We start from the raw sequence: 24804 nt of genomic DNA, 5'->3' as shown, positions 1-24804 counted from the left end.
TTTTTTTGTTTGGCATCGTTCTTGCTAGATAATTTTAGCAAGTGATCTTGAAGGAGGCTAACGACATGAGTAAAACAAACGTGGTTATTGAACAAACAGAAAAATTCGGTGCGCACAACTATCATCCGCTACCGATCGTTATTTCCAAAGCAGAAGGCGTATGGGTACACGATCCGGAGGGCAATAAATATCTGGATATGCTGAGTGCATATTCTGCGCTGAACCAAGGACATCGTCATCCACGTATCATCCAAGCTCTGAAAGATCAAGCAGATAAAGTAACGCTCACTTCCCGTGCTTTTTACAATGACCAACTGGGTGAATTCTACGAAAAGCTCTCTGCCGTGACAGGAAAAGAAATGATCCTGCCAATGAACACGGGTGCTGAAGCAGTAGAGACGGCTCTCAAAGCAGTTCGTCGCTGGGCTTATGATGTGAAAAAAGTACCAGAAAACCAAGCAGAAATCATCGTTTGTGAAGGCAACTTCCATGGTCGTACTGTCACAGTGACTTCCTTCTCCTCTGCTGAAGAGTACAGACGTGGCTTTGGACCATTCACACCTGGTTTCAAAATCATTCCTTATGGCGATATCGAAGCGCTTAAGCAAGCGATTACACCGAATACAGCAGCATTCATGCTAGAGCCAATCCAAGGCGAAGCAGGGATCATCATTCCGCAAGAGGGCTTCTTGAAGCAGGCACAAGAGGTATGTAAAGCAAACAATGTACTCTTGGTCAGCGATGAGATCCAAACAGGCTTTGGACGTACAGGTAAAATGTTTGCCAGCGATTGGGAAAATGTAGTACCAGATATGTACATCATGGGGAAAGCTCTTGGTGGTGGCGTGTTCCCGATCTCCGCAGTAGCCGCAGATAAAGAAATTTTGAGCGTATTTGAGCCAGGCTCCCACGGTTCTACCTTTGGCGGAAATCCACTCGGATGTGCCGTTGCTGTTGCAGCTATGGATGTATTGGCTGACGAAGGTCTTGTACAGCGCTCCCTGGAAATGGGCGCATACTTCATGGAGAAATTGAAAGAAATCAATAACCCGATCATCAAGGAAATTCGCGGTCGCGGTCTGTTCATCGGCTTGGAGCTGACTACAACAGCTCGTCCATATTGCGAAAAACTAAAAGAACTGGGACTCCTGTGCAAAGAAACACATGAGACAACCATTCGCTTTGCACCACCACTCGTTATCAGCAAAGAAGACTTGGATTGGGCAATTGATCGCATCAAGCAAGTTCTGCACGTGACAGAATAAAAGCAACAAGGTAAGCCATCCTGTGTAGGGTGGCTTTTTTATGTGGGGTCATTATGACAGAATAGTCGCATCATTCGTTCGACAAATTTCGACTGACTGTGGATAAAAGGAAAAAAACAATCCACAAAGGAAATGCTTGGATGCTTATGAGTTACGCACAATTTGCCCACATGTTACCAACAAGATGTCCACATTGCTTGTGGATATCCGAACGGTTGTTCGATACAAACCTATCTGGTACAATGGGCTCATATTAGAAATGGAGGTGAGCGAAGGTGAAATACTTAAGCGACCAAATGTTGATAGAAGTATATCATCGAGCTGTCGACCTTCAACTAGATGCAGCTTTTATCGAATTGCTTCGCGAAGAACTACAGCATCGGAATATCCGTATCACGCAGTTCAGCGCCTAAGAGCAAAATCATCACACATACGAACATATGGCAAAAGCCATCCTCTTTTTTCGAAGGAGGATGGCTTTTGTTATCTTACGCTTGCTCCGTGATAAACTCAAAAGCAGTAATTCCTTTAATCGGTTCTTCTTTGGCAAGCAACACTTCTGGCAAATAAAAATACACAGGACCGTCCTCTTTAATAGGCCTGCCGTCTTTGGAGAATTGGAGGATGGCTCTTCTTGCCTCGGCAAGTGGAAGAACGACTGCTTCCTGATCCTCGCGGTGAAGGCGGACATGAGTCACCTCTTGCAGGGGCTCAGCATTTGTAATGAAGGGATCAAGACGAATTCCGTACTCGCCTTCGAGCACTTTACGCTCTTCGGCTAAGCTTTTTCTCTCAGAAGGAAGCGTAGCCCCTTCGCGCAACTCCTTATCCCACTGCGTTCCCGTGCCAGCCAAATACTTTGCTTGCGTAGCCAGTGAGCTATCATCTTCGCCAGCGTATGTTTTCAGATCGAATTTACGTTCATCAAAAACCCAAACGGTTGGATCCAATGTAATAGGGAAAGAAATCGCCCCTTTGAACACGATAACATCAGACATACGTCATTCCTCCGTGGTCATTCATAATCAATCTCTATATTACTATAGACTCGCAAATGACAGCAATTATCCAAAAAGCGAAAAATTCTTAAAATAGTCTAAAAATTATTGACATGCTTTTTATAGATTATATAATCATAAAAGCTGGGGGCAGAGATAAAGTATTGTGTACAAGCCTTTCCATTTTTGAAAGGGCTTTCATAAAAGGTATTAGCGGCGATGAGCGCTAGAGAAGAGAACCCACATCATTCATCCAGAGGATTATTGCAAGGTGGAGTGAATGTTCAGGGAATTCAAACGATTTAGGGGGGCAAAACGATGGCGAAAGGCACGAATGTGCAAGTAGATCTGATGAAGCAAAAAGGTATCCTAAAGTGGATTGAAACGGTGGGGAATAAGCTCCCGCACCCATTTGTATTGTTCATTATTTTGTGTGGCGTATTGATGGTAGTCTCTGCAATCCTCGCAGCGATGGATTTTTCGGTCATACATCCTGCAAAAGGCGAAGAGGTTGCCGTTAAGAGCTTGCTTAGCGTCGAAGGTATTCACTGGATTTTAACGAGTATGCTGAAAAACTTTATTGAATTTCCAGCACTTGGTCTCGTTCTGGCGATGACGCTTGGAATTGGACTGGCAGAAAAAATCGGCCTTTTGACGACAGTTCTACGCAAAATGATGGCAGGCATTCCGGCAGCAGTTGTCAGTTATGCCATTGTCTTTGTCGGTATTTTAGGAAATCTTGCTTCTGATGCAGCCATGGTTATTATTCCTCCGCTTGGCGGTCTCGTCTTCTTGGCAATGGGGCGTCACCCGATTGCAGGCTTTGCAGCTGGTATGGCGGGTGTATCCTCCGGTTTTACAGCGAATTTTTTCATTGCCGGTACAGATGCTCTCTTGGCGGGGATCAGTACAGAAGTAGCGAAAACAATTGATCCAAATGCAATGGTTACACCAGTAGATAACTGGTTCTTCATGTCAGCTTCCGTTGTGATCCTCGCTTTCTTTGGAGGATGGATAACCGATAAAATGATCGAACCACGTCTTGGTACGTATCACGGAGATCGAAACGTACAATTCGAAGAAGTAACTCCGCAAGAAAACAAAGCACTGCGCAAAGCTGGCATCGCAGCGTTGATTTTCGTACTCATGATAGGATTGCTGGTCATTCCAGAAGGTTCATTGCTGCGCGATCCAAAGACAGGAGACTTCTTGACCTCACCGTTTTTGAAAGGGATCATTCCCATCATCCTGCTGTTCTTCGTGACTGTATCGTTCGTGTACGGTAGAGCAATGGGACTGATTAAAATATCGAAGGACATTCCGCATTACATGTCCGAAGCCATCAAGGATATGTCCGGCTTTATTGTGTTAGCGTTTACAGCAGCACAGTTCATCGCGTTCTTTAACTGGAGCAATATTGGGATTTTGATGGCTGTCAATGGTGCAGAATACATGACAAGCATGGGACTGACAGGCTTGCCAATCATTATTGCCTTCACACTTTTCACAGGTATCTGTAGCTTGTTTATTACGAGTGGCTCAGCGCTGTGGGCGATCCTGGCACCTGTATTCATGCCAATGCTGATGCTGTTGGATTACAATCCGGCATTTATCCAAGTCGCTTATCGGATTGCAGACTCTGCAACCAATACGATCTCACCTGTGAATCCGTACATCCCGCTTTTCCTGGCTTTCTATCAGAAGTACAATAAGAATGCAGGGATGGGAACGATTTTCTCTACCATGACGCCATTTGCGATCGTTTTCTTGGTTGTATGGATCTTGCAATTGACAGCATGGTACTTCCTGGATCTCCCGTTCGGTCCCGGTGTATACGCTCGCTAATAGATGCATGAATGAAGAGCCGAGAGCCACTCGTCGAAGTGGCTCTTTTTTCGTTGGCAAGAGAGCTTGGACAATTGGAAAAAACGGTTTATGCTGTGTAGGTAAGGGGAAGGGACTACGGGGAGGGAACGAACGTGTACGATTTTGATCAGCGCATCGAACGCAGAGGGACAGATAGTGTCAAATGGGAGATTCAAAATCCAAAAGTGAACGGAGAAGGGATGCTTCCGCTGTGGGTGGCGGATATGGATTTTGCTTGCGCTCCTGAAATCACGGAGGCATTGATCAAACGAGCGAATCACCCAATATACGGATACACGTTGAAGTCAAATGCCTTTTATCAGAGCGTAAAAGAGTGGATACACAAACGATTTGGTGTAGAGGTAGAAGTGAGCTGGATGACAGGGATACCTGGAGTCGTTCCCGGCATACATGTAGCGGTAGAGGCTTACACAGCCCACGGAGATCGTGTCTTGATCCAGACACCTGTGTACCATCCTTTTTATCATGCAGTCGAAAACCGCGGACGTCATGTCGTTACCAGCCCACTCTTGGAACGTGACGGCCGTTATGAAATGAATTGGGATGATCTCGCACAAAAGCTGAGCGACCCGCGGGTGAAGCTCATGCTGCTTTGTACACCGCATAATCCGATCGGACGAGTATGGACCAGGGAAGAGCTGGAACGCTTGGGAAGATTGTGTGTAGAAAATGGCGTCCTCGTGGTTGCCGACGAGATTCATTCAGATTTGGTCTATGAGCCAAATGTTCATACGCCTTACTATTCGCTGGCACCGGAATTAGCCAACCAGAGCGTTACCTTTCTATCAGCTGCCAAGACATTTAATTTGGCTGGTCTGTACACTTCTTATTTGATGACAGAAAATCAGCAGTTATTGCGGAACTTCCAGGTCACAGCATCCAAAATGGGCTATGAGAACCTAAATTTGTTTGGGATGGAAGCAACGATTGCAGCCTACCAACATGGAGAAGCATGGCTGGAAGAACTGTTGATCTACTTACGGAAGAATGCAGCCTTTGTACATGAGTTTTTATCGACTCGTATTCCGGGGGTATCCATGGCAATTCCAGAAGCGACATACTTGGGATGGATGGATTTTAGACAGTTAGGATGTAATCAGGCGGAGTTGAACAAGCTCATTCGCGAAGATGCAAAGCTCGGTTTGCACGATGGCACGACGTTTGGGCCAGATGGTGCAGGCTTCATGCGAATTAATTTTGCTTGCCCGAGATCGATTCTAGTCGAAGCGATGGAACGATTGGAGCACGCTGTTCATAAGTAGGGATCATTTGACATGTCCCATGTAGAAATCTACAATCGAATCTGTATACATCGACGTAATAGACTGAGGGGATTTTCAATGGATTTGAAACAAGCGTCCGATCAATTGGAGCAAATACGCAACCAATCACTTGAGTTTACATACATGGGGAGTGTAGCGTCCTATATCCCTGAATTGGCAAAAGTCGAACGACATCAATTGGGAGTAGCTGTATGCTTGCCCGATGGGACGATCCTTTCTGCTGGAGATGCAGATGTGCCATTCTCGATGCAAAGCATCTCCAAGATTTTCTCTCTGATCGTCGCCTTATGTCAAAATGGGAAGGACTACGTGTTTCGGCATGTGGGGAAAGAACCAACGGGAGACCCGTTTAATTCTATTATAAAACTAGAGACGACCGAATCTCATAAACCACTGAACCCGATGATTAATGCAGGAGCCATTGCCGTTGCGGGCATGATTCGTGGTGCCAACGTGGACGAGCGGCTAGATGCTGTGCTGGCTTTAATGCGGAAAATGACGGGGAATCCTCACCTTTCTATCAATCAAGCTGTTTATTGTTCGGAAAAGAAAACGGCTGATCGAAATCGTGCCCTCGCTTGGTTTCTAAAGGACAGTGGCATACTGGAAACGGATGTAGAAGAGACGCTTGATCTGTATTTTCGCCATTGCTCGATAGAGGTGACAGCGAAGGAAGTAGCTAAACTAGGGATGGTGCTTGCAGCAGACGGAATTCTCGTGAATACGGGTGAGCGAGTGATTCCAGAAGAGGTAGCGCGAATCTGCAAGACTTTCATGGTGACTTGTGGGATGTACAATGCCTCTGGTGAGTTTGCGATTGACGTAGGAATTCCCGCGAAAAGTGGGGTTGCCGGCGGCATTATGGCAACCGTGCCACAGCGTATGGGGATTGGTGTGTTCGGTCCGTCCCTGGATGAAAAAGGAAATTCGGTAGCCGGTGTCAAGCTGTTGGAGCTGCTCTCAAAAGAGTGGAAGCTTGGTATCTTTTAGCTTCTTGCAGTTGATCTGTCTTCTCCCCTTTTCAAATGGCCCAGAATCGCGTACTATGTATGATAAGGATGGAGGCAAACGGAGGGATAGGTTTTGACAGAAATTAAGGTTCCCGATCTGGAACAAAAAGCGCTAGCGTTGCTTCAAGCAGACGCCGACAAAATTTACAAGCTGATCGACGTACAGATGGAAAACCTGACCATGCCGCAGTGCCCACTGTATGAAGAAGTGCTGGATACTCAAATGTTCGGGCTTTCTCGTGAAGTAGAGTATGCGGTCCGCTTAGGACTGATTAGCGACGACATTGGTCGAGAAATTATGGGTTCATTGGAGCGTAAATTGGCCCATCTTCATGAACTGTTTAATCAAAGGTAAGGCGAGGAGAGCGGCGATTATCCTCGCTTTTCATTTTATTGAGAGAAAAAACACTTGCCTATTTCGTGTATTTATATTAAATTAAAGTCTATAATTTTTTATTGATTTTGAAATGCAATGACGGAGACTAGTATGCGGAATCACCGCTTGTCAGGGAGAAGCTGCCTTAGACTGAAAGCAGCTTTGAAGCGCGCCCCGTAGAATTCCCTCCTGAGCAGCCCTCTTAATGGCAGTTTGCCTAGTAGGAGGAATCGGGTCATTCCCGTTATCAATGATGGAGAGAAGTGCGTAGGGAATCTGTATCCCGTGCACTTAATCAGGGTGGTACCGCGAATAACTCGTCCCTTTTTTGGACGGGTTTTTTTTATTTCGGAAAAGCCCAACAACTGAATCATAGAAACAAGCAAGGAAAGAGACTAGTAAACGGACCTGCTGCATGACAGGGAGGGCTGCCATAGACTGAGAGCAGCCTGATGTAAGCCCCGTTGAATTCACTCTTGAGCTGACCTCTGAACGCAGGCGCCGCCAGTAGGAGAGTCCGGGTCATACCCGTTATCAATGACGAAGCGAGGCATTCCCTATCAGGGATGTCTAAGTAGGGTGGTACCGCGAGAAATAAATAACTCGTCCCTTTTTGGGGCGGGTTTTTTTGTATCCATTTTTAAGAATGAAAAGAATATCTTTGGAGGGTGAAAATTATGAAACAAGCCGAACAATGGACGAGCAAGCTCGGCTTCATCTTGGCAGCAGCAGGCTCGGCGATTGGACTGGGGGCCATTTGGAAATTTCCATACATGGTCGGAACGAGCGGTGGAGGAGCGTTCTTTCTGCTATTCATTATCTTTACGCTAGCAATTGGTCTTCCACTGTTGTTAGGGGAATTCACAATCGGACGTAGTACACAAAAAGAGGCGATCAGTGCGTATAAAACAATTGCGCCCGGATCACTCTGGCATTGGATCGGTCGCCTTGGGGTGACCACTTGCTTCTTGCTCTTGTCCTTTTACAGTGTAGTGGGAGGATGGATTCTTACTTATCTTCTTCGCGGGTTTACTGGTCAACTGCAAGGGCCAGCTTATGACAAAGTGTTTGGTGACGTTATCGGTGATCCTGTTGGTGCAGTAGTTGCGCAGTTGGTTTTCATGCTCATTACCGCATGGGTAGTCGCGAGAGGCGTATCGAGTGGAATTGAGTCCGCCAACAAATACATGATGCCTGGTTTGTTCCTTTTATTCATGGTATTGATGGTTCGTTCCTTGACATTGGATGGGGCGATGGAGGGCGTTTCCTTCTTTCTGCGTCCGGATTTTACCAAGCTGAGTGCGCAATCGATCCTTTACGCATTGGGTCAATCCTTTTTCGCGCTGAGCGTCGGGGTGTCCGTCATGGTCACGTACAGCTCGTACCTTGCCAAAAACGAAAGTTTGGTTCGTTCTGCTGGATCGATTGTCAGTTTGAATCTGCTCGTATCGTTATTTGCCGGTTTGGCGATTTTCCCTGCCGTCTTCTCCCTTGGCGTAGAGCCAACTGCAGGGCCGGGATTACTGTTTATCGTACTGCCTTCTGTGTTTGAACAAATTGCCTTCGGTAACATTTTTCTGTTAATCTTTTTGGCTCTTTTCCTTTTTGCTACACTGACTTCGGCTTTTTCGATGCTGGAAATTATCGTTGCATCTCTTGCAAAGGGGGACGAAGCAAAGCGCAAGCGTCTTGCCTGGGTGATTGGTCTGCTGATTTTTATCGTTGGTGTTCCGTCGGCTTTGTCATTCGGTGTATGGAGCGAGGTTACGCTGTTCGGAAAATCTATCTTTGATGCGATGGACTTTTTGGTCAGTAATATCTTGATGCCGTTGGGAGCGTTGCTCATTGCGATCTTCGTTCCGCTGAAAATGAAGCGTGAGGTTTTGATAAACGAGCTGGGGGCGCATACTTCTCTGGGCAAACGCATGTTTATCATTTGGCTTCTCCTGATTAAATATGTAGCACCTATCGCGATTCTCGCCGTTTTCCTGCAAATGCTGGGTTTCTGGTAAAACAACGAAAGGCTTCGCCACTTTAAGATGGCGGAGCCTTTGTTTTGTTCCAGTGCCCTACGCGAAAAAAAAGACCGTACCCAAAATAATATACACGGTCAATAGAAGGACGCCTTCAAACCAGTTCGTGGCGCCATCCCGTGTGATGGAAATCGTGATAAAGGTAGCAACTCCGATCGCAGCCAATTCAAAGGTAGAGAACACGATGTCCATCGGATTGCCTAGCAAGAGACTCATGATGACCAGAGTCGGGGCTACAAACAAGGCGATCTGCAAGCTGGAGCCGATCGCGATTTCGACTGCTGCACCGATGCGTCCTTTTAGTGCCAACAGCATGGCAGCACTGTGCTCTGCTGCATTCCCGATGATCGCAATGACAAAAGCACCGACGAATAACTCCGACCATCCTAACGATTCGGAGACATGCTGTACACCCTCTACCAGCCATTCCGAGACAACCGCAACGAAAAAGGTAGAGACAGCAAGCATCAAGAGAGAGACACCTTTTGGCCATACCGCATCACTTTCTTGCGGTTCAATATCCGATAAAAAATCACTGTGTGTAATCATGGAAAAGATGAGCCACAAAATGTAGGCAATGATGAGCAGGCTGGCGATGACGATGCTGATGATCTCCACCTTGATCACGGGAAGATCGAACATGAAGACAGCCGGAATGAACAAGGCGACGATTGCGAGAGTCATCAACGAAGCATTGTGACTTGCCAGCCTGCTATTGAAGGTTTGTTCCTTGTACTTGAGACCACCCAGTAACGTACTCAAGCCGAGAACCAACAGCATATTTCCGATGATCGCACCTGTAATAGAGGCTTTGACCATATCGAACAAGCCTTCTTTCACCAGAAAAAAAGCAATAATAAGTTCTGCTGCATTTCCGAAGGTAGCGTTAAGAAAGCCCCCGATTCGGTCTCCAGCATAATGGGCGACGCTCTCTGTCGATTTTCCGAGCCAAGCCGCCAAAAAAATGATGGCCAGTGAAGCTGTGACGAATTGGAGCATTTCATTTCCAGAAAAATAGTGGGCGTAGACAGCTAATGCCATGCTCCCGCCTACTAATGAGAAAAAGAGTTTCAAGTTCATTTCATCACCTCTACGATTTTTACTCATCCCTAGAACCTCATAGGTATAGAGTTCCTGTTCTGGACAAAACTAACCATGAACTAGAAAAGTGAGGTGTTTTTTTATGACCCAGCCTTTGTTGTGCCCGACATGTAAATCGAATCGGATGAGGTTCACTGTCATTGAGCAGACCCCTCGCTATATAAGACTGGACCCACAGTCAGGCGAAGTCGTAGCAGAACTCCATCAAGAAGAGCTTGATATGTTTCACCAGCCGTACAAAGGTGAGCACTACATGATACAATGTGGAGTTTGCGGGACCACAGAACCGGAAGAGCGATTCGTCAAAATGGCCCAGCATATGCAAACACAACGTTCGAAATGAAAACTCGAAAAGGAAAACAGGCACGCAGTTTACGACTGTCGTGCCTGTTTTTTATGGAATGCTAGCGGCAAAAAATGTGTCTGCCGATCTTTTTGATTTGAGGGCGGCTCCAAATCCAACCGGATGTAGCTGTATCCGGGTTGAAATAATAAATAGCTCCGTCTGTTGGGTCCCAACCTTTGAGCGCGTCATTCACTGCTTTTTTTGCCTGCTCGTTCGGTGTTAGCCAAATCTGACCATCCGCCACAGCTGTAAAGGCCCGAGGTTCGAAGATAACGCCCGCTGGTGTATTGGGAAAGGACGCGTTTTTCGTCCGGTTTAGAATAACAGCCGCCACTGCGACTTGGCCAATGTATGGCTCTCCACGCGATTCTCCGTACACGGCATTCGCCATCAGACGCAGGTCGTTCTCTGATATTCCGGCTACGTGATACGTAGGTTTAGAAGGCGCAGAAGGCGTCGATGGCGCAGGGGTTGCGGTTTGTGGCACCCCGAGATCAGAAGCAGTGGGCTTATAATTTTTCGTTGCGTTGTACAGCTTTACTTTCGTCTGCGCGCCAAGGACGCCGTCTATGGGTAAGCCAAACTCATACTGAAAGTTACGCAGCGCCCAATAAGAACGCCACCCGAATACGCCGTCTACTTTTCCCGTATAAAATCCAAGATGCTTCAAGCGATACTGCATCTCACGCACGTCTGAGCCTTCTTCTCCTACTTTAACGATCTGTTCACTGAATGCATCTGATCGTAAGGGAGATACCATAACCGCCGTTGTAACCAGAAGTGCGAATACTACTACAGCTAGCAGCCATTTGACAGGCTGTTTCATTTCTTACCCTCCTTCGGGTATGGATTTGAATATCAGTTGATTATTGTTAGGTTCTCCAACTTCCGTCATTTTGGATTTAGTAAAATATTGGAGAATGCGTAGACTACGAGTACATGTATTTGAACTTTGTCCTGGAAGGGGAAGATTTTGATGCAGGTCGCGCAATATTTGACGGAACAATTGATTCGTTGGGGAGTGAAACGAATATATGGGGTGGCAGGTGACGGAATCTTTGCCTGGCTGGATCAGATCGCGAAGCAATCCGACATCCAATACGTTGCTTGCAAGCATGAATCTGCTGCGGCCATGATGGCAAGTGCGGAAGCAAAGCTGACAGGGAATCCAGCTGTTTGTACCGCGACGATGGGGCCGGGTTTCGTCAATCTGCTGAATGGACTTGCAGACGCGCATACGGATCGTGTACCCGTCATTGCGATTACAGGTCAAGTGGAGTCATACAAGCTGGGTGGAGCGTACAAGCAGTTTATCTCTCAAGAAGACATGATACGTCCCATCAGTTTTTATTCGACGACGATTACGCATCCAGATGCAATCCAAAGTGTTCTGCACAAAGCATTTGTCACGGCTATGCAGCAAAAAGGAGTGACACATCTCGCCATTTGCAAGGACGTCTTTACCCAAACGACTTCAGAAGCTGTCCTTGCAGCACTTCCACGCATTCCACATGCCATTTATCCGGATCGGATGGAGATTGAGCTCGCTTCCGAGCAGGTTGCAAAGGCGCAAAAGCCTCTCATTCTTCTTGGAATCGGTGCCCGCAAGTCGGCGGATTTGTGTGTGGGGCTAGCGGAACAGCTAGGGGCAGGCGTGTTGCTGTCGCTCGGAGCAAAAGGAACGATAGATGAAACCCATCCACTTGTGATCGGCGGATGGGGAGAGGGGGGCAGCGAAACAGCTTTACATGCTTTAGCGGAAGCTGATTTGTTGCTAATTTTGGGAGCCAGCTGGTTCCCTCGCGCTTTTTTGCCAAAGAAACTGTCCGTCATTCAAGTAGATCATCAGCCTGGATCGATACATGCACACCCCTACCTTCAGTCTGTCACGGCTGAATTGGACGATGTCCTGCCGATCTGGATGAGACGTTTGCAATCGCGCAGACAGGACGATGCGTGGCGGGAACAAATTAAGCGTTGGCATGGCGAGTTTGGCGAGGAGACAGAGCAAGCAGTTATTCAACAAGCGAGTGAACAAGTAAAGCCACAAACCTTGATGCATACGCTTGGGGGAGTGGTAAATGAAGATGCGATTATCGTCCTGGATACGGGTGAGCACACGATCTGGTTTAATCGTGCGTTCCGTGGGAAAAAACAGACCCCACTCTTTTCTGGAAAGTGGCGAACAATGGGATTCGGGTTGCCTGCCGCTGTGGCTGCAAAGCTAACCCATCCTGAGAAGCAGGTCGTCTGCATTGCCGGGGATGGGGGATTGCAAATGAATCTGGCGGAATTGATGACAGCGGCCCAGCTTCAGCTTCCGATTGTAATTCTCGTGGTGAACAATGGGACATTAGGATTGGAAGAGGTCAAAATGAGTCAGGCGGGCTTGATCCCTTTTGGAGTGAAATTGCATAATCCAGATTTTCAACAATTGGCGAAAGCTTGCGGGATCAGTGGCAAGGTAGTTAAAGAGGTACAAGCTCTGGAGACTGTATTGCGGGAGGCACTTGCTGCAGATCAGTTGACACTCGTTGACATTTGTTGCACATCTCCGACACTGACGGAGAGAAAAAAACAAATTTCCTTCCAAGCCCAAGCATGATTTGTTTATAATGAAAGAAAAGGCAAATGAAACTAGTGGGGGAAGAAAGAAACGGGCGAAGAGGAGGGCGTCCTGATGGCTGACAGACTTGGCGAAATCCGAGTAGCAGATCAGGTGATCGCAATCATTGCTGGCGTTGCTGTAGAAGAAGTGTTGGAAGTCACCGTCCGTTCAAGCGGAATTTATCAAGATTTGGCGAAAAAGCTGAATGGCGGCGCAAAAGGCATTACCGTATCCGTAATAGAAGACAGAGTCGCCATTGACATGCGTGTGTCCGTCCGTTATGGGGCGCAGATTCATCACGTCTGTCATGTCCTACAGGAAAAAGTAAAAGAAGCGGTGGAAACATTGACAGGTCTTTATGTGGAAGCCGTGAATGTACGGGTGGAAACAATCGAACTCCTTCGAAATGAGTAAGAAAAAAGGGATACTGGACTCATCCGGTATCCCTTATTTGTTTTTTACATGGCGTATGGCTGTTTTTGTAATTGCTCTTCTACCTTCTGGCGACTGACTTCCCGCGATATACTGAGCAAAAAGCCTGTGGCGAGCAGACATACGAGTAAGGAGGAACCACCATAACTGATAAACGGCAATGGTACACCTGTCAATGGAATCAAACCCGTTACTCCGCCAATGTTTAAGATCGCCTGAATGGCGAACATGCTGACCACACCGATTCCTGCGAGACTGGCAAAGGTATCTTTTACGCGCAGACAAATATGGATGCCACGCAGTAGGAAAAGCAAGAAAATCAAAAGGAACACAGAGGCACCGATAAAGCCAAGCTCTTCTGTCATGATCGAGAAAATAAAATCGGTATGCCTCTCGGGCAAATACAAATACTTTTGAATGCTTTTTCCAAAGCCTGTCCCAGTCAGGCCGCCATGTGCAATCGCAATCCAGGATTGAATAATGTTGTAGCCAGTGCCACTCATATCACTCCATGGATCGAGGTAGGAAGAAATCCGATTCAAGGCATGGGGCTTTGCTGTGATGTATACCAATAGTGCAACAGTCACAGCTGGTGCACCGAGACCGACCAGTTGACGGATTTTGGCCCCACCGCAGATCATGACAATCAAAGCGCACCCGAGCAGGATGGCAGCAGAACCGAGGTCAGGCTGGACGACAATCATCATAAAAAACATCCCCGTTACCATCAGTGGGGGCATCAATCCAGATTTCAGCTTTTCTATCCCGTTCCCTTTTTTGGAGATGATCGCTGCCAAGTACAGAATAAGACCAAGCTTGGCAAACTCCGCAGGCTGTATGGTTGCAGAACCGATTTCAAACCATGATCGAGCTCCGTTCACTTCCTTACCAATACCCGGAACAAGAACGAGGAGCAAAGAAAAGAAGCTGACGAGCGCAATCAATAAGAAGTTTCTCTTATAAAAGGAGAAGGGAATGTTCATGGCCACCAGCATCCCAACGACACCGAGCAGCAAGAAAACGGATTGACGCTTCACGAAATAAAGCTCATCTCCGCCACAGTAATCACAGCCGCCGCTTGTAAAGCTCGTCAACGCGAAAATGGAGCTGGAGCTGAGCACCATGGTTATCCCAAACCCAACAAGTAGGGCGGTCAAAAACAGGAGCAAGAAGTCAGGTACGCCCCTCGTCTTCATAAAAAATACCCCCCTCTACGTGAAACAGAGAGGGGATTCCTCTCTGCACACCATGCATTTCAATTTTTAATGTGAGGACAGCTTTTCACCCAGCATTTGCAGCTTCAACTTCGCTGTTTTTACAACGGAGTCTGGCATTGGGTAATCGTAATCCAGCCCGTGTGGGAAAAGGTGTTTGCCCATGTAAGGATCTTCGAGCTTCAGTACTGCGTGCGTATCCTCAAGCTTGCCTTGTGTCACGTTCGCTTCGATGCGCAGGTAGAAGACGTTGCCTTTATCTTGGATTTTATAATCGTATGTAGCATGCTTGTAATCCCAAGCGCCGCGATCAAAGCCGAGTTCGCTCATATAATGCTCCAGATCGGCGAAAAAGACTTCTTTCGTGCCAATACCCGTGTCCTTAATGACCATTCTTTTTCCTCCTAAAAATGGGTGAGATATTCACTCATTTAATCATAGTCTGTTTTTGGAAGAAGCGCAATATATCATACTCTTTCTTGCGAATGAAACGATAGATGAGCGGACAAACTACAATCGTTGATTAGCAAAAGGAGGAGAATGAAATGGCAAAGCTGGAAAATCGTACCCTTCGTGAAATTATGACAAAAGATGTCGCTACTGTGACGCTTAAGGATAATGTGTATGAAGTGGCTTGCAAAATGCGCGATTGGAATGTAGGGGTCATTCCGGTTGTGGATGAAAAAGAAGATGTGATCGGTGTCATTACAGACCGCGATATTGTGATTCGCGGTTTGGCTGAAAAGCATGAAGGATCGACTGCCACCGAGGTGGTCATGACCCGAGACATTATTCTCGGTCAGCCGGGAATGACGGTTGATGAAGCGGCAAGGGTTATGGCTCAGCATCAAATTCGTCGCCTGCCTGTTGTCGAGCATGGCAAGCTGGTTGGAATTGTGGCGTTGGCAGATATGGCTGTTCGTCAAGTCCATCACGATGAAGCGAGTGACGCTCTCCAACAAATTTCTGAGCCGGCGCCACATTAATAAGATAGAAATCAGCTGTCGGGAGGAATCCGGCAGCTTTTTTTCTTTCTGTCTGTACATTCACGCTGCGTCAAGGTTTATGATAAGGAAAGAATGAAACAGGGAGAGAGTTCCATGCAAATCAAAGACATGGCCCATCGCTTGCAAATAACTCCGCGTGCGATTCGATATTATGAAGAAAAAGGGCTAATCAAGCCATCAAAAGCAGATGCGTCCGGGTATCGCCAGTTCACGGAGGAAGATGTCTGGAGGCTGCAAACCATCATTACCCTGCGCGAGGTCGGGATGGCGGTAGAAGACATACGGGAGCTTCTGATTCAAATGAAGGATCAGGAAGGCACTCTTCTCCATTATTTAGAGCTGCAGCGTTCGTTTATGTATACAAGGTGGGTAGAAATGAGCAAGGTCATCCAAACGACAGAAGCAATGATTGAGCGGGTAAAGGGTAAGGAATCGATTGATCCAGCAGAGCTGTTTACATTGGCAGAGGCGAACAAGCGATTGAAGCAGACGCGGGATAACTGGGTGGATCGATGGAATTTTAATGAATGGGCGGACCGCTACGACGAATGGGTACATGGCGGGAATGGTCATGAATCGTACGAGAATGTACTGGATGAGGTGGTAGCAGCCGTTAAAGTCAAACCAGGAGAGTGCGGCTTGGATGCTGGAACGGGAACTGGAAACCTCGCTGGGCGTCTCGTGAAAAAAGGAGCCAAGATGAGCGGGTTCGACCAATCTCCGCAAATGCTGAAGCAATGCAGAGCAAAACACGCGGAGGTCGAGACGAAGCTGGGAACCTTTTTCGCCTTTCCGTTTTTAGAAAATCGGTTTGACTTTGTGGCTACGAGTTACGCCTTGCACCATTTGACGGATGATCAAAAGCAGCTTGCCTTGGCGGAATGTCGCCGCGTATTAAAACCAGGGGGACGGTTGGTCATTGCCGATTTGATGTTTGAGGATCAGATGCATAGACAAGCTCATCTTGAAGCCCTAGAGGAAGCAGGACATACGAGAGTGATAGCAGATATTCAGGACCGCTGTTATGCAGATCGCTCCCGATTGCTACAGGAGCTTGTTCATCTTGGTTTTACGAATGAAGTAAGACAGCTAGGTACCTATACGCATTTGATCTTGTCTACTTGTTCGTAATACATTCTTTCGAACACGAATTTCACTTTTGGGCTCTTCCAACTACTGACATGTGTCTAGCCTTTTGCATAGGCTGTAACGAGAAGGAAAGGAGGACTCCACCATGGGTCTGTTCGACGGTTTTTTTGATCGCGAAAACGAGGAATTTATATGGATTATTATTGTCGTGGTCGTCCTGTTGTTCTTGTTTAGTGCCGATCGTGATTAAAATCTGGACGTATAGACAAAACGACCTTGGGCGAAGGTCGTTTTTTTCGTTACCCAAAATGTACTTCTCTATCCAAAACATGCTCGCGCGGTGGCAGTTCCCGTGGCGAAGCGTTTTTTTCTCTCCTATTGACCTGCGCGGGCAAATCCACTACGCTGGAAAACAATGCAACATAGAAGAGGAGAAGGAAGTTTATGAGACGATTTGCTATGTATCTGCTCGTACTTACTCTTTTGCTAACGGCATGTGGAGCGTCCGGCCAACCAGAAGCTAACGGAGAGATGGATGCTTTGATCAAACGAGTGGTTGATGGCGATACATTCGAGCTGGATAGCGGAGAAAAAGTCCGTATGATTGGCGTAGATACCCCGGAGACAGTGAAACCCAACCATCCAGTCGAACCGTATGGGAAAGAAGCGAGCAATTACTCCAAAGAGCTTTTAACGGGCAAAAAGGTTAAGCTGAAGTTCGATGTCGAGCCCTATGACAAATACAAGCGTTTGCTTGCTTACGTATATTTGGAAGACGGCACCTTTGTCAATGAAAAGCTCGTTCGTGACGGCTACGCCCGAATCATGACAATCCCACCTAATGTAGCCCAAGCCGAGCTGTTCTTGGCAGCAGAGCGGGAGGCGCGGGAGCAGAATCGCGGATTGTGGGCTTTAGAAGGGAAGCAGGCAGAGGCTCCTAAGGAAAAAGCCAAGCCAAAAAAACAGTCCAATAATAATACCGTAGCAGATACTGCACCACCAGAAGGCAAGACGATCAAGGGCAATATCAATAGCAAGGGCGAGAAAATCTATCACGTTCCTGGCTCCGCTAGCTACGAGCAAACAAATGCGGAAACGTGGTTTGCAACGGAGGAAGAAGCGCAGCAAGCAGGTTTTCGAGCGCCAAAACGATAAGACATGTAAGGAACATGAGCCGCATTAATGGAAACGCAAGCCTCGTCTGCTTTGGCAGTCGGGGCTTTTTCCTTGTCGAAAAGAATTTTAGAAATGTTACAGAACGATGTTATATGATAAAAAAGGTCAAAAGTCCTATATAAAATGCCGTTATATAAGAGAAAGGGATTATAAAATTACTTGCATTTTCACAGAAAGAAGAAATCATTCGTAGAATTGCGATGGAGGAAACAACTATTATGAAGTTGACGGTAAGGAGAAAGCTTTTTTTAGGATTTTTGGCCGTGTTATTACTTTTAGTGGCAGTAGCAGGGATTGGTTTTTCTCAGATTTCTTCCATCGATTCCCGTTATGGGAGGATAATTGAAGACAGAATCCACAAGGAGATGTTGTCCAAGGACATTATTGCCAGTGTCAGTGAACGACAAAAATATGCACGAGGATATGTCATTGTAGGCGATGGCAGCTACCTGACAGGGTACTCAAAAGCCAATGACCGTTATAAAGAGCTCACAGCAGAATTATTCCGTTTGGGCATGACATCTGAAGGGCAAAAGCTCGTTACAGAGATGAACGAGCTACATACCCAACACGAGGAAATTATTGATCGGGTTGTCGCGTTAAAACAACAAAACAAGGTAGAAGAGTACACGCGCTTGGTCAGGGATGAATGTACGCCAGTCGGCGAATTGTTTATTCAAAAAGCCCAGGAATTTGTTGCTCTCGAACAGAAGCTATTGGAACAAGATATAGTGGAGCTGGAAAGCGGTATTCAATCTACGAAGCTCCTGGTTGTCTTGCTTAGCGCGCTGGCCCTTCTCACAGGAGTCGGTATCGCCTTCATGATTGGACGTGCCATTTCTCATCCCGTTTTACTGATCACGCAGGCCGCAGAACAAATTGCCGCAGGGAACTTGGCACAAGCAGATATTTCGATCAAGAATCGTGACGAAATCGGCGAACTCGCCCGCCATTTTACCCAAATGAAGCACAATTTGCAAGATTTATTAGAACGAGTCTCCTTCCATTCACAACAAGTGGCCGCATCCTCCGAGGAATTGATAGCCAGCTCCGAACTAACACATCAGACAGCAGAGCACGTATCCCAATCGATCCAAGGTATTGCAGCAGGTGCTGAGCAGCAAGTAAATGATGCAGAGAATGCCACGCAGCTTGCTGTGAGCATCTCGCAGGTTATGCAGCAAGTATCAACGAGCATGGAGCATGCGATCAGCTCATCCGTTGAAGCGAACAAAACAGCAACGGAAGGTAATGAAGTGGTAGCCAAATCAATCGAACAAATGAATGAGATTAATGAAAGAGTGAGCTCTTCTACCGAAGTGGTCAATATGCTCGGCGAAAAATCAAAAGAAGTTGGCTCAATCGTTTCGATTATTACGGAAATCGCGAGTCAAACGAATTTATTAGCGTTGAACGCAGCGATTGAAGCGGCGAGAGCGGGAGAACAGGGAAGAGGCTTTGCGGTCGTCGCAGATGAAGTTCGCAAATTAGCAGAGCAATCCGCGCAAGCCGCTTCGCAGATCGCTTCCATCATTGGGGATATTCAAAGAGATACGGAAACGGCGATCCACGTCATGAGTCAAGGGGACGTAGCTGTTCAAGAAGGAGTCATCATGATCAAACAAGCTGGGGTTGCCTTCCATAAAATTTTGGGGGTAGTAGACGAAGTCTCGAAAAGAACACAAGAAATGTCAGGACAAATCAATAAAGCCAATGACGGAACGGTTTCCGTTGTAGAATTCATAGAGGGAATTGCGCATGTTTCAAGAATGGCAGCGGAAAACACGCAAAGCGTAGTTGCTTCAGTACAAGAACAAACAGCTTCTATGGAACAGATTACAACCGCTTCTAGCACACTCGCCGAAATGGCAGAAGAGCTGCAGCATTCCATCCGGAAGTTTCAATTGTAATGCGAAAACAGGCGGGGGTGCCATGTGTTTAATCATATCAGAGATGTAAAGTATGCATTATCTGCATTGGAAGAGTCATCTGTTATTTCGATAACAGATGAAAAGGGAATTATCACCTACGTCAATCACAACTTTTGTCAACTATCCAAGTTTAATAGAGAGGAATTAATCGGAAAGAGCCATAACATTGTCGATTCCGGTTTCCACCCACGAAACTATTTTAAATCGCTATGGGATACCATCAGCCGAGGAAAAGTATGGAAAGGTGAGATGAAAAACCGGGCAAAGGACGGGACGGAATATTGGCTTAGCATGACATTAGTTCCGTTCATGAACGATAGTGGATTCCTTTATCAGTATGTAGCAATCGGGACGGACATCACAAAACGAAAGCTGATGGAAGAGTCTCTTGCAAAAACGATGAAGGACTTGCACGATATCAAAAATGCACTGGATGAATCTTCGATTGTAGCGATTACAGACGACAAAGGCGTCATTACCTATGTAAATGACAAGTTTTGTGAAATCTCCAGATACGAAGTGGATGAATTAGTTGGAAATACACATCGGGTCATTAACTCTCGCTATCATTCCAAGTCGTTTTTTAAATTGATGTGGGAAACGATCAAGCAAGGACGTGTCTGGAAGGGCGAAGTGAAGAATCGCGCCAAAGATGGCACTGAATACTGGATGAATACGACCATCGTGCCATTTCTAGACGACCGGGGGGTTCCGTATCAATATGTTTCAATCCGTACGGACATTACCGACCGGATTGAAGCAGAGGCAGCTTTGGCAGAAGCCTTGCAGAACGATTTTCGCAGGACGGTCCAAAACTTGCAAAACTGTGTGTTCAAGATCGTGACAGATCAGAGAGGGAACATCACGTATACCTTGTGTGAAGGGAAAATTGCCGAAGCGCTCGGGCTAACGTCTGAGAGGATGTTGAGAAAAACGTCATATGAAATCTTTCCTTATGAGGTAGCGGAGCAAATGGAAAGCAATTTTCGCAGAGCATTTGCTGGCGAGTCTGTCACCTTCGAGCTTCAACTATCCGGAAATGATTATTACATTACGTTGTCACCTATTGAGGAAAACGGAGAAATCATGGAAATGGTAGGCTCCATGATTGACATCACTGAACGAAAAAAGGCAGAAGAAACAATTCGCTACATGGCTCATTACGATTCCTTAACCAACCTGCCTAATCGTACGCTATTTCATGAAAAATTAGCAGAGGCGATGCTCAAAGCAAAACAAAAAGATGAGAAAATCGGTGTTATGTTCATCGATTTGGATCGATTTAAAAACATCAATGACACGCTTGGTCACTCCATTGGGGATGTCCTTTTACAAGCAGTAGCAAATCGTCTCATTTGTTGTTTGCGAAAAGAGGATTCTGTTTCTCGACTAGGTGGAGATGAGTTCGCCATTTTTCTCACAGGTGCCACGCACAAGGAGGCTGGTGAAATTGCGCAACGAATCATCACGAGCATGTCCGAATCGATTACGTTAGACCATATCGAAATCTTTATCACACCAAGCATCGGCATCAGCATGTATCCGGATGATGGAGACGATATTGAAGCGCTACTGAAGCATGCAGACGCTGCCATGTATTTGGCAAAAGAGCAAGGGAAAAATAATTATCAATTTTTCTCGGAGGAGCTGCATCAGGTTTTAGCGAAAAAACTACAGCTTGAAAGAGAGCTGCGAAAAGCTTTAGATGAGAAACAGTTTACGCTGCACTACCAACCGAAGATTCATTTGCAGACGGGCCAGATTATTGGTATGGAGGCGCTGATTCGGTGGGACCATCCAGACCTTGGTCTCATCCCGCCTATTCAATTTATTCCGATCGCAGAAGAAACAGGCTTAATTGTACCGCTTGGAGAATGGGTAATGCGAACGGCTTGCCAACAGACAAAAGCGTGGCAGGAAGCAGGCTTTACACAGCTGGCTGTTGCGGTCAATATATCCTTACGCCAATTTATGCAAAACAATCTCATTGAGATGATTACCTCGATCCTTGAAGAAACAGGGTTAGCTCCGCAATACTTGGAGCTGGAAATCACGGAAAGCATGGCGCTAAACGTAGACTATACGATTCGGATTTTGAATCGCTTGAAAGCTCTCGGGGTTAGCATCAGTATCGATGATTTCGGGACGGGCTACAGTTCATTGAGCTATCTGAGTCAATTCCCGATCGATCGGCTCAAAATCGACCAATCCTTTCTAAGGAATTTGAATCCACAGAATCAAGCGATTATTAAAACGATCATCCATATGGCACATAACATGAAAATTGCTGTTATTGCAGAGGGTGTAGAAACACATGAACACGTTGATTTTCTAAAGGAACAATTGTGTAATGAAGTCCAAGGGTACTTTTACAGTAAACCTCTGCCCACGAAAGAAATCGATTCCTTCTTGCAGGTAAATCGTTATGGTGAATCAGGCAGCATGGTTTAAGTGAGACCATCGAGATTAACAAAAGGAAAGCGGTGAAGGAGCTTGGATCACCAGATACATGGGACGTACGATAGTTTCCTCGTGATACTATCTTATTTAATCGCGGTTGCAGCTTCTTTTTCTGCTCTCAACCTGGCAGCCAGAGTGAGTAAAAGTAAAGGGAAGCATCAGCTACTCTGGTTGATGTTTGGTGCCACAACGATGGGGCTTGGAATATGGTCCATGCATTTTGTCGGAATGCTGGCACTTACCCTCCCCATAAAGGTTCTGTATGACATCGAGTATGTCATTCTATCCGTCATCCTTGCCATTTTCGTCTCAAGCATAGCCTTGTTTACCATCACGAAACGCAACTTACATGCGAGACAGCTAGGTATCGCGGGAATTCTTATGGCTGCTGGAATATCTGGGATGCACTACGTTGGAATGGCCGCGATGATGATCGAAATTACATACGATATAAGGATTGTCATTTTATCCATTATGATCGCAGCGACTGCTTCGGCAGCGGCACTATGGCTCTTGTTTTACTTTCGCCGTGATCAGTCGAAATACGCGTATTTATATAAATTGGGCAGCTCACTCATTATGGGGGCCGCAATCGCGGGTATGCATTATACCGGGATGGCTGCAGCGCATTTCTACGGAACGGAACAGCGGATAAAACAAGTGGGGACGCAGATTGAGCCGGAGAGCTTGGCCTATATCATCGTCTTGGCCACATTTTTACTGATCGGCATTACATTGTTCGGCTTGTTTATTAACAAACGACTCTCGCAAAAGGATACGGTCATTCAAGAAAGTGAAAGCTGGTATCGTTCCCTTTATAAAAATAATGAGTACGGCATTATTTCCTTAGATACAGGTGGATGTATTATCAAAATGAACCCAGCTGTCACGAAGATTGGCGGACTGCGGGAGGAAGAATTCATCAACCAGCATGTATCGAAAATTCGCATGCATATTGTTGAGGAGCAAAGGGAACTCACAAAAGATTCTTTCGCCCAGTCTTTTGCTCCCAATCGAAATAATTTTGAGACGACCATCTTTCATCCGAACGGAAATCGCGTTGAGCTGAGTGTACTCAATGTCCCGGTTGAGATTGAGGGAGAAGTGGTGGGGAATCACATCATTGTGAAGGATATTACCGAAGAGAATCGCGTGAAAGAAAAAATCAGGTATTTGGCCTATCACGATGAGCTGACCGACTTACCGAACCGAAGAAAGTTTAATCAAGTTCTCCATCAATCCATTGAAAAAAGCAGCCAAGATTCATCGAGCTTTGCCGTCATGGTTATCGACATCGATCGTTTCAAAATGATCAATGATTCCTTGGGTCACTCCTACGGCGATATCTTTTTGCAGGGGGTCAGCGACAGAATTTCAAAGAGTGCCAAAGGGTACCACGCAACAATTGCCCGGATGGGTGGAGATGAATTTACCATCCTCTGCGAAACAGGAGCGGATGGCAGGGAAGCAGCGAGTTTAGCCGATAAGATCATTGAAGCATTGAAACAGCCATTCACGCTAAAAGACAGTGAATTTTACATATCCGCAAGTATTGGAACGGCGATATTCCCAGATCACGGCACGGATGCTGTCGCACTGCTCAAAAAAGCGGATACAGCCATGTACGAGGTAAAAAAACAGGGGAAAAATGGTCATCTGTTCTACACGACAGATTTTGACGCCCAATTGCTGGAAAATATTGAAATAGAACGTGATCTCAGAAAAGCAATTGAACGAAAAGAGCTGGTGGTGTACTACCAACCTCAATTTCATTCGGAAAGTAATCGCATGATCGGAGTGGAGGCGCTGGTCAGGTGGAATCATCCAACCAAGGGGATGCTTTCACCAGGAGTGTTTATCCCTATTGCTGAAGAGACAGGATTGATTTATGAGATGGGTACATGGGTGCTTCGGGAAGCGTGCAGGCAAATGAAGCAGTGGCATGATAAAGGGGGGCCGTTGATACCCGTCTCTGTCAATTTGTCCTCCCATCAATTCCACCAACGGAACCTGGTCCAGTACATCAAAAATATTCTCGAGGAAACCAAGCTTGCCCCGCACTTTTTGGAATTGGAAATCACGGAGAGCATGATGATGGACCCGGCAGTATCGATCAGCATCCTTCATGAGTTAAACAAAATCGGAACGAGAATCAGCTTGGATGATTTTGGAACCGGTTACAGCTCATTGAGCTATTTGAAAAAGTTCCCGATCCACAAGCTAAAGATTGACCGTTCCTTCATAACAGACCTGTCTCGAAATGAAAACGATAAAGCCATTGTGGCCACTATCATTTCGATGGCGAAGCATCTGAAATTGGATGTAATTGCAGAAGGCATTGAAACGAAGGATCAGTTGGATATTTTGACAGAAAATCATTGCAAGGAAATTCAAGGGTACTATTACAGTCGCCCATTATCTGCGAATGAGGTGGAGCAATCGTTTTTTGTTCCGATAAGAACGCATTTCAGCCAAGAAGCGTAAGCAAAACTCCCTGTCTTGTATCGATGGGGAGTTTTTTTACAGATACACAGTAGGAAATGTAAAATCGGGTATTGCATACCCTACAGGGGTATTGTAAAATAAAA

At 46.3% G+C, this 24804-nt stretch carries 21 protein-coding genes and 2 other annotated features; of the genes, 16 read left to right on the top strand and 5 right to left on the bottom strand.

Annotated features, from left to right (window positions below; all coding sequences use genetic code 11):
- Positions 1 to 65: 65 nt before the first annotated feature.
- Both HP570_RS13905 and sda read left to right on the top strand, forming a co-directional pair.
- Positions 66 to 1265, top strand: coding sequence for an ornithine--oxo-acid transaminase (locus tag HP570_RS13905; RefSeq protein ID WP_173626076.1), 1200 nt, complete (start codon positions 66 to 68; stop codon positions 1263 to 1265).
- A 275-nt stretch (positions 1266 to 1540) separates the two neighbouring features.
- Positions 1541 to 1678 carry a sporulation histidine kinase inhibitor Sda gene (sda, locus tag HP570_RS13900; RefSeq protein WP_007725857.1) on the top strand — a complete coding sequence of 46 codons (138 nt, stop codon included), beginning with the start codon at positions 1541 to 1543 and terminating at the stop codon, positions 1676 to 1678.
- 75 nt (positions 1679 to 1753) lie between these two features.
- Here the strand turns inward: sda and HP570_RS13895 are convergent, their stop codons facing one another.
- Positions 1754 to 2263, bottom strand: a complete 510-nt coding sequence (locus HP570_RS13895) for a molybdopterin-binding protein (protein ID WP_173626075.1) — start codon at positions 2261 to 2263, stop codon at positions 1754 to 1756.
- A 318-nt stretch (positions 2264 to 2581) separates the two neighbouring features.
- Between HP570_RS13895 and HP570_RS13890 the strand changes: the two genes are divergently transcribed.
- The 5 genes from HP570_RS13890 to HP570_RS13870 all read left to right on the top strand — a co-directional run bounded on the left by HP570_RS13890 (position 2582) and on the right by HP570_RS13870 (position 8831).
- Complete coding sequence (locus HP570_RS13890; RefSeq protein WP_173626074.1) at positions 2582 to 4108, top strand: AbgT family transporter; 1527 nt, start codon at positions 2582 to 2584, stop codon at positions 4106 to 4108.
- A gap of 134 nt (positions 4109 to 4242) precedes the next feature.
- On the top strand, positions 4243 to 5412 hold the full coding sequence (locus tag HP570_RS13885) for a MalY/PatB family protein (RefSeq protein WP_173626073.1): 1170 nt from the start codon (positions 4243 to 4245) through the stop codon (positions 5410 to 5412).
- 78 nt (positions 5413 to 5490) lie between these two features.
- Positions 5491 to 6423: a glutaminase A gene (glsA, locus tag HP570_RS13880; protein ID WP_173626072.1), complete on the top strand. Its 933-nt coding sequence runs from the start codon at positions 5491 to 5493 to the stop codon at positions 6421 to 6423.
- Positions 6424 to 6516: 93 nt separating this feature from the next.
- A complete protein-coding gene (locus HP570_RS13875) occupies positions 6517 to 6798 on the top strand; it encodes an Fpa/YlaN family protein (RefSeq protein WP_012685955.1) in 282 nt (93 codons plus the stop codon).
- Between the two features lie 108 nt (positions 6799 to 6906).
- Positions 6907 to 7147 (top strand) — a binding site (T-box leader).
- A gap of 48 nt (positions 7148 to 7195) precedes the next feature.
- Positions 7196 to 7433: a binding site (T-box leader), on the top strand.
- 63 nt (positions 7434 to 7496) lie between these two features.
- The gene (locus HP570_RS13870; protein WP_173626071.1) at positions 7497 to 8831 is read left to right on the top strand and encodes a sodium-dependent transporter; all 1335 of its coding nucleotides are present in this window, start codon (positions 7497 to 7499) and stop codon (positions 8829 to 8831) included.
- 57 nt (positions 8832 to 8888) lie between these two features.
- Here HP570_RS13870 and cax read toward each other — a convergent pair whose 3' ends face one another.
- The gene (cax, locus tag HP570_RS13865) at positions 8889 to 9932 is read right to left on the bottom strand and encodes a calcium/proton exchanger (RefSeq protein WP_041749828.1); all 1044 of its coding nucleotides are present in this window, start codon (positions 9930 to 9932) and stop codon (positions 8889 to 8891) included.
- A 103-nt stretch (positions 9933 to 10035) separates the two neighbouring features.
- Between cax and HP570_RS13860 the strand changes: the two genes are divergently transcribed.
- Positions 10036 to 10296, top strand: a complete 261-nt coding sequence (locus HP570_RS13860) for a hypothetical protein (protein WP_012685958.1) — start codon at positions 10036 to 10038, stop codon at positions 10294 to 10296.
- Positions 10297 to 10357: 61 nt separating this feature from the next.
- Here the strand turns inward: HP570_RS13860 and sleB are convergent, their stop codons facing one another.
- A complete protein-coding gene (gene sleB / locus HP570_RS13855; RefSeq protein ID WP_173626070.1) occupies positions 10358 to 11125 on the bottom strand; it encodes a spore cortex-lytic enzyme in 768 nt (255 codons plus the stop codon).
- 150 nt (positions 11126 to 11275) lie between these two features.
- Between sleB and HP570_RS13850 the strand changes: the two genes are divergently transcribed.
- Both HP570_RS13850 and HP570_RS13845 read left to right on the top strand, forming a co-directional pair.
- Positions 11276 to 12904, top strand: a complete 1629-nt coding sequence (locus HP570_RS13850) for a thiamine pyrophosphate-binding protein (RefSeq protein ID WP_173626069.1) — start codon at positions 11276 to 11278, stop codon at positions 12902 to 12904.
- 75 nt (positions 12905 to 12979) lie between these two features.
- The gene (locus tag HP570_RS13845) at positions 12980 to 13321 is read left to right on the top strand and encodes an Asp23/Gls24 family envelope stress response protein (RefSeq protein WP_173626068.1); all 342 of its coding nucleotides are present in this window, start codon (positions 12980 to 12982) and stop codon (positions 13319 to 13321) included.
- Between the two features lie 44 nt (positions 13322 to 13365).
- Here the strand turns inward: HP570_RS13845 and ftsW are convergent, their stop codons facing one another.
- Entirely contained in the window at positions 13366 to 14535 is a 1170-nt protein-coding gene (gene ftsW, locus HP570_RS13840; RefSeq protein ID WP_173626067.1) for a putative lipid II flippase FtsW, read from the bottom strand.
- Between the two features lie 66 nt (positions 14536 to 14601).
- Positions 14602 to 14946 carry a YugN family protein gene (locus tag HP570_RS13835; RefSeq protein WP_012685963.1) on the bottom strand — a complete coding sequence of 115 codons (345 nt, stop codon included), beginning with the start codon at positions 14944 to 14946 and terminating at the stop codon, positions 14602 to 14604.
- A 152-nt stretch (positions 14947 to 15098) separates the two neighbouring features.
- Between HP570_RS13835 and HP570_RS13830 the strand changes: the two genes are divergently transcribed.
- From HP570_RS13830 to HP570_RS13805, 6 genes are all read left to right on the top strand, one after another.
- Entirely contained in the window at positions 15099 to 15539 is a 441-nt protein-coding gene (locus tag HP570_RS13830) for a CBS domain-containing protein (RefSeq protein ID WP_012685964.1), read from the top strand.
- A gap of 114 nt (positions 15540 to 15653) precedes the next feature.
- Complete coding sequence (locus HP570_RS13825) at positions 15654 to 16691, top strand: MerR family transcriptional regulator (RefSeq protein WP_173626066.1); 1038 nt, start codon at positions 15654 to 15656, stop codon at positions 16689 to 16691.
- A 402-nt stretch (positions 16692 to 17093) separates the two neighbouring features.
- Complete coding sequence (locus HP570_RS13820) at positions 17094 to 17804, top strand: thermonuclease family protein (protein WP_173626065.1); 711 nt, start codon at positions 17094 to 17096, stop codon at positions 17802 to 17804.
- Positions 17805 to 18025: 221 nt separating this feature from the next.
- A complete protein-coding gene (locus tag HP570_RS13815; RefSeq protein ID WP_254495262.1) occupies positions 18026 to 19735 on the top strand; it encodes a methyl-accepting chemotaxis protein in 1710 nt (569 codons plus the stop codon).
- Positions 19736 to 19759: 24 nt separating this feature from the next.
- Positions 19760 to 22207: a bifunctional diguanylate cyclase/phosphodiesterase gene (locus tag HP570_RS13810; RefSeq protein WP_173626063.1), complete on the top strand. Its 2448-nt coding sequence runs from the start codon at positions 19760 to 19762 to the stop codon at positions 22205 to 22207.
- A 42-nt stretch (positions 22208 to 22249) separates the two neighbouring features.
- Positions 22250 to 24700 (top strand): bifunctional diguanylate cyclase/phosphodiesterase, encoded by a 2451-nt coding sequence (locus tag HP570_RS13805; protein ID WP_173626062.1) that lies wholly within the window; start codon positions 22250 to 22252, stop codon positions 24698 to 24700.
- The last annotated feature ends 104 nt before the right edge of the window (positions 24701 to 24804 follow it).

It is taken from the genome of Brevibacillus sp. RS1.1 (assembly GCF_013284365.1).
GTDB classification, from domain to species: Bacteria; Bacillota; Bacilli; order Brevibacillales; family Brevibacillaceae; genus Brevibacillus; species Brevibacillus brevis_D.
This window is presented reverse-complemented; position numbering and strand designations above follow the sequence as displayed.

Excerpts from the sequence above, each read along its gene's own strand:
- sleB (WP_173626070.1), bottom strand. The coding sequence starts at position 11,125 with ATGAAACAGCCTGTCAAATGGCTGCTAGCTGTAGTAGTATTCGCACTT.
- HP570_RS13870 (WP_173626071.1), top strand. The coding sequence starts at position 7,497 with ATGAAACAAGCCGAACAATGGACGAGCAAGCTCGGCTTCATCTTGGCA.
- HP570_RS13860 (WP_012685958.1), top strand. The coding sequence starts at position 10,036 with ATGACCCAGCCTTTGTTGTGCCCGACATGTAAATCGAATCGGATGAGG.
- ftsW (WP_173626067.1), bottom strand. The coding sequence starts at position 14,535 with ATGAAGACGAGGGGCGTACCTGACTTCTTGCTCCTGTTTTTGACCGCC.
- HP570_RS13815 (WP_254495262.1), top strand. The coding sequence starts at position 18,026 with ATGGAGGAAACAACTATTATGAAGTTGACGGTAAGGAGAAAGCTTTTT.
- HP570_RS13890 (WP_173626074.1), top strand. The coding sequence starts at position 2,582 with ATGGCGAAAGGCACGAATGTGCAAGTAGATCTGATGAAGCAAAAAGGT.
- HP570_RS13905 (WP_173626076.1), top strand. The coding sequence starts at position 66 with ATGAGTAAAACAAACGTGGTTATTGAACAAACAGAAAAATTCGGTGCG.
- HP570_RS13835 (WP_012685963.1), bottom strand. The coding sequence starts at position 14,946 with ATGGTCATTAAGGACACGGGTATTGGCACGAAAGAAGTCTTTTTCGCC.
- HP570_RS13845 (WP_173626068.1), top strand. The coding sequence starts at position 12,980 with ATGGCTGACAGACTTGGCGAAATCCGAGTAGCAGATCAGGTGATCGCA.
- glsA (WP_173626072.1), top strand. The coding sequence starts at position 5,491 with ATGGATTTGAAACAAGCGTCCGATCAATTGGAGCAAATACGCAACCAA.
- HP570_RS13820 (WP_173626065.1), top strand. The coding sequence starts at position 17,094 with ATGAGACGATTTGCTATGTATCTGCTCGTACTTACTCTTTTGCTAACG.
- HP570_RS13830 (WP_012685964.1), top strand. The coding sequence starts at position 15,099 with ATGGCAAAGCTGGAAAATCGTACCCTTCGTGAAATTATGACAAAAGAT.
- HP570_RS13850 (WP_173626069.1), top strand. The coding sequence starts at position 11,276 with ATGCAGGTCGCGCAATATTTGACGGAACAATTGATTCGTTGGGGAGTG.
- HP570_RS13825 (WP_173626066.1), top strand. The coding sequence starts at position 15,654 with ATGCAAATCAAAGACATGGCCCATCGCTTGCAAATAACTCCGCGTGCG.
- cax (WP_041749828.1), bottom strand. The coding sequence starts at position 9,932 with ATGAACTTGAAACTCTTTTTCTCATTAGTAGGCGGGAGCATGGCATTA.
- HP570_RS13895 (WP_173626075.1), bottom strand. The coding sequence starts at position 2,263 with ATGTCTGATGTTATCGTGTTCAAAGGGGCGATTTCTTTCCCTATTACA.